This is a genomic window from Gammaproteobacteria bacterium (assembly GCA_013696315.1).
GTDB lineage: Bacteria > Pseudomonadota > Gammaproteobacteria > JACCYU01 > JACCYU01 > JACCYU01.
In genome coordinates this window covers 1-4,102 of record JACCYU010000021.1, presented here as the reverse complement: position 1 = coordinate 4,102, position 4,102 = coordinate 1, and the positions used below count along the sequence as shown (strand labels likewise).

Genomic DNA, 4,102 nt, shown 5'->3' with positions numbered 1-4,102 from the left:
CCCTGATCCTGCTGCGGAATAAATCCAGCGGGCACCTGCTGATAGCCAAACACCGTGAGGCCGATCAGAATCGCGAACACCACCAGTGCTATGGCCGGCCGGCGTGTGATCTGACACACGCGCCGCCCATAGCCGTGGCTCATGCGTTCAAACCCGCGGTTGAACAGCGCGAAGAACGGCCCCGTAACGCGATTCGTGATGCGCGCCAGGCGACCCTCAGGCTCGCTATCCTTGGGCCGCAACACCAACGCGCCCAGCGCGGGACTCAAGGTGAGTGAGTTGAAAGCCGAAATGAACGTCGCCACGGCGATGGTCAACGCGAACTGGCGAAAGAACTGCCCCGTGATGCCTGTTAAAAACGCGGTTGGCACGAACACGGCCGAGAGCACCAGGGCGATCGAGACAAGTGCGGCTCCGACTTCATCCATGGTTTTACGCGCGGCGTCGCGCGCCGACATACCCTCTTCCAGGTTCCGCTCGATGTTTTCGACCACCACGATCGCGTCGTCCACCACGATGCCGATCGCGAGCACCAGTCCGAACAACCACAGATTATTCAGCGAAAAGCCGAACGCATACATCGCCGCGAAGGTACCGATCAAGGACACGGGGATGGCGACGATGGGAATGATCGCCGCGCGCCAGCTCTGCAGGAACAAAATGATGACGAAGATGACCAGCAGCATCGCCTCGAACAAGGTGTGATAAACCGCCGAGATCGACTCAGCCACGAATTCGGTCGGGTTGTAGACGATTTCATAATCCAGGCCCTGCGGAAAGTCCTTCGACAATCCCGCCATCGTGGCCTTGATCTCGTCTACCGTCTCGATCGCATTGCTGCCCGGCCGTTGATTCGCGACGATGGCAACCGCGGGCTTGCCGTCGAGATAGCTGTTGGTGAAGTAATCCTCCGCGCCCAGCTCGATGCGGGCCACGTCGCCGACCCGGGTCAGGCGCCCGCCGCGCCCACTTTTTACGATAACCTGCTCGAACTGTTCGATGCTTGTAAAGCGGCCCTGCGCATTGGCGGCCAGTTGAAAGGCGTAATTGGCGGCCATCGGCTCCTGGCCGAGCGAGCCGGCGGCGACCTGCACATTTTGTGCGCGCAAGGCGGCTACGACGTCGCCGGGTGTCAGATTCAGCGAGGCCAGCCGCTCCGGGTCCAGCCACACGCGCATACTGTACTCGCGCGCGCCGAACACAACGATCTCGCCCACGCCCTCAATGCGCGCCAGCACATCCTGGATCTGCTGCACGGCGTAGTTGCTCACGTAGAGCTGATCAAAGGTGTTGTCCGGCGATCGCAGATGCACCACGATCATGAGGTTGGGCGACCGCTTGACGGTAGTGACGCCGAGTGCCCGCACCTCCTCGGGCAATCGCGGCTCGGCGATCGAGACGCGGTTTTGCACCAGCACCTGCGCCACGTCCAGATCAGTGCCGTGTTCGAAGGTCACGTCCAGCTGCATGGCGCCATCGGCGGTGGACGAGGAGGTCATGTACAACATGCCCTCGACGCCGTTGATCTCCTGCTCGATCGGTGTCGCCACCGTGTCAGCGATCGTCTCCGGCGTGGCGCCAGGGTACGTCGCCTCCACCCGCACCTGCGGGGGTGCGACTTCGGGAAACTGTTCGATCGGCAGATTGAAGTACGCAATCCCGCCGATCAGCACGATCAGGATGGAGATGACCGCCGCGAAGATCGGGCGGTCGATGAAAAAGTGTCCGATACGCATTATTCAGCCGTGGCCATGAGGTCCGCGCCGGGAGACTTGATGGTACGCGATTGTGGCGTCACCGTGCTGCCCGGCTGCACGAGCAATAGACCCTCGACCATAATCCGATCATCAGGCTGCAAACCATGTTCGACCACGCGCAGGCGATCGTCCACCCACCGGCCGAGCACTACGTCGCGGCGTTGCACCGTGTTCTTCTCGTCCACGACGTAGACGAAGCGCGTCGCCTGATCCGCGCCCACGGCGACGTCGGGAATCAACATCGCCTCGTACGGTCCGCGCCCTCGCAAAAGAATCCGCGCGAACACGCCGGGCACGAAGAGACCATTGTTCTGGAACGTCGCGCGTCCCTGAATCGTACCCGTGGACTCATCCACCTGGTTGTCCACAAAGCTCATGTGCCCCAGATGGGGATAACCCCGTTCGTCGGCGAGCTGCATGCGCACAGGGTTGGGCGTATCGCGCGAAGACGGTCGCTCACCAGCCCGATCCAGTCGAATGTAGCGCAACAAAGCCTGCTCATCGGCCGTGAAATAAAGGTAAATCGGGTCTAAGGAAACGATCGTGGTAAGCAATGTGCCGCCCGCGGAACTGCCGTTGACCAGATTGCCCCTAGTGACCAGTTCGCGGCCGATTCTTCCCGAGATCGGCGCGCGCACCTGCGTCCAACGGATATCCAGTTCGGCGCGTCGCACTGCTGCCTCGGCGGCCATCACCGCCGCGGCCGCGCCGCGCCGGCCTTGCGTGCGCTGATCTAGTTCCTCTTCGGAAATCGCGTTTTGCGCGTAGAGGTTTTCCGCGCGCGCCAGATCGGTCTCCGCCAGATCAAGTTGCACGCGCGCACTTGTAAGGCGCGCGTTGGCTTCATCCAGCGTCGCCTGATACGAGCGCGGATCGATGCTGAACAGCAGGTCGCCCTGCTTGACCTGGCTTCCGTCCCTGAAGTGGATCGAGTGTACGTAACCACTTACGCGCGCGCGTAGCTCGACGCTTTGCACGGCCTGCGGGCGGCCCGTGTATTCGTCCCACTCGGTGATCTGCTTCACCAGCGGTTTGACGACCGGCAAGGTCGGCGGCGGCGGCGCCTGCGCCGTCGAGTCGCCTTCGGAACAGGCGCTCAGAGCGAGGGCCGTGAAACACAGGACGAGAACCCGCCAACCCAGCACGGACGGATTGAAAACGTTTAAGAGGCCGAGCGATCGGGCAAAATTTTTCATGCTTGCCTTAGTGGGGGCAAATGGCTCAATGCCAGGACGGTTCACTGACAGGTCGATGGTCAACGCGATAGGCAAACATCGAACCAGGCGGTCACCCGAATAAGTACAGGAAGTCGCCAGCGGATTCTTTCAAATTCTTGCGCCCTAAGTTGCTGCCGGCCGTGGCCTTCGGCGATGCACCGGGTGCATTGATAAACACGGTATTTGAACGCGGCGTGTCAGTCATGGCGATCTCGGCTGTCGCGGCTATGGGTAAAATGTTCGCGCGTTGATCGTCTTCGCTATTCTAGGCGATTACCAAGCTCCGCGGGTGCCTGCAGGAGCGCGGCGTAGACGTCCTGCCGCTGCTCCAAAGCATCGGCGGTGTGATTGTCCCAGAATCAGATCATCCTGTTGCGGTTTGTCGAGCATAGGGAGCGGCGCGTCCCTGCGCCGTCCCATTCGCTTTCCTGCGTCGAGTATTACCGCGCCACGGGTGTGTGCCTGAGGCCCAGCGAGGCCTGGTGCACGGTGGCCGGAAAGTCCCCGAACGCTGCCGGATCCACCCATCCCTCGATTGGTTCGGCCTCTAGCTGCGCGCGCGGCGTGCCCAGATCTGGCGCGACCCTGGCGCCCTTGCCCTGCAAGACCCCGTACTGATGCGGCGTGGTCAGCCAGCCGGCGTCGGCCGAGCTGGGCTGATGCTCCGCCCCTTGAACCGCGCCCGCCGTGGCGACCGTGAGACCAAGAATCGCTGCGAATGTCTTTGCTCTGTTCATGATGCATACCTCTTCAGAAGTGAATTAAAACCTGTTGTTGCGATGCACAAAGAGTGTATGGCATCCTGCGCAGAATAGAACGTAGTGAATTGCAAAAGTCTGTTGCTCATAACGCAAGGATCAATAACGTGGACATGTTGAATGGAATGCGGCTGTTCGCCGAGGTGGTCAAGGCGCATGGTTTCGCCGCCGCAGGCCGCCGGCAAGGAATGGCGCCTTCATCCGTATCGCGACAAATCAGTGCGCTGGAGCTCGCGCTGGGCGTGCGGCTGCTGAATCGCAATACGCGCAAGCTGAGCCTGACCGGCGCGGGCCATGTTTATTTCGAGCAGGCGACACGCATCCTGTCGGACCTGGACGAAGCAAACCGCGCGGCGCTGGAGTCCGAAGG

Annotated in this window: 4 protein-coding genes; 1 reads left to right on the top strand and 3 read right to left on the bottom strand. The window is 61.5% G+C overall.

Annotated elements, in window-relative coordinates:
- From H0V34_01125 to H0V34_01115, 3 genes are all read right to left on the bottom strand, one after another.
- Positions 1 to 1,736, bottom strand: a 1,736-nt coding sequence (locus H0V34_01125) for an efflux RND transporter permease subunit (protein MBA2490350.1), incomplete at its 3' end; no start/stop codon positions are given.
- A complete protein-coding gene (locus tag H0V34_01120) occupies positions 1,736 to 2,953 on the bottom strand; it encodes an efflux RND transporter periplasmic adaptor subunit (protein MBA2490349.1) in 1,218 nt (405 codons plus the stop codon). The genes H0V34_01125 and H0V34_01120, both read right to left, overlap by 1 nt.
- A 461-nt stretch (positions 2,954 to 3,414) precedes the next feature.
- Positions 3,415 to 3,711: a hypothetical protein gene (locus H0V34_01115; protein MBA2490348.1), complete on the bottom strand. Its 297-nt coding sequence runs from the start codon at positions 3,709 to 3,711 to the stop codon at positions 3,415 to 3,417.
- A gap of 128 nt (positions 3,712 to 3,839) precedes the next feature.
- On the opposite strand from H0V34_01115, the gene H0V34_01110 reads away from it, so the two are divergent.
- Positions 3,840 to 4,102, top strand: a 263-nt coding sequence (locus tag H0V34_01110) for a LysR family transcriptional regulator (GenBank protein ID MBA2490347.1), incomplete at its 3' end; no start/stop codon positions are given.

Excerpts from the sequence above, each read along its gene's own strand:
- H0V34_01120 (MBA2490349.1), bottom strand. The coding sequence starts at position 2,953 with ATGAAAAATTTTGCCCGATCGCTCGGCCTCTTAAACGTTTTCAATCCG.
- H0V34_01115 (MBA2490348.1), bottom strand. The coding sequence starts at position 3,711 with ATGAACAGAGCAAAGACATTCGCAGCGATTCTTGGTCTCACGGTCGCC.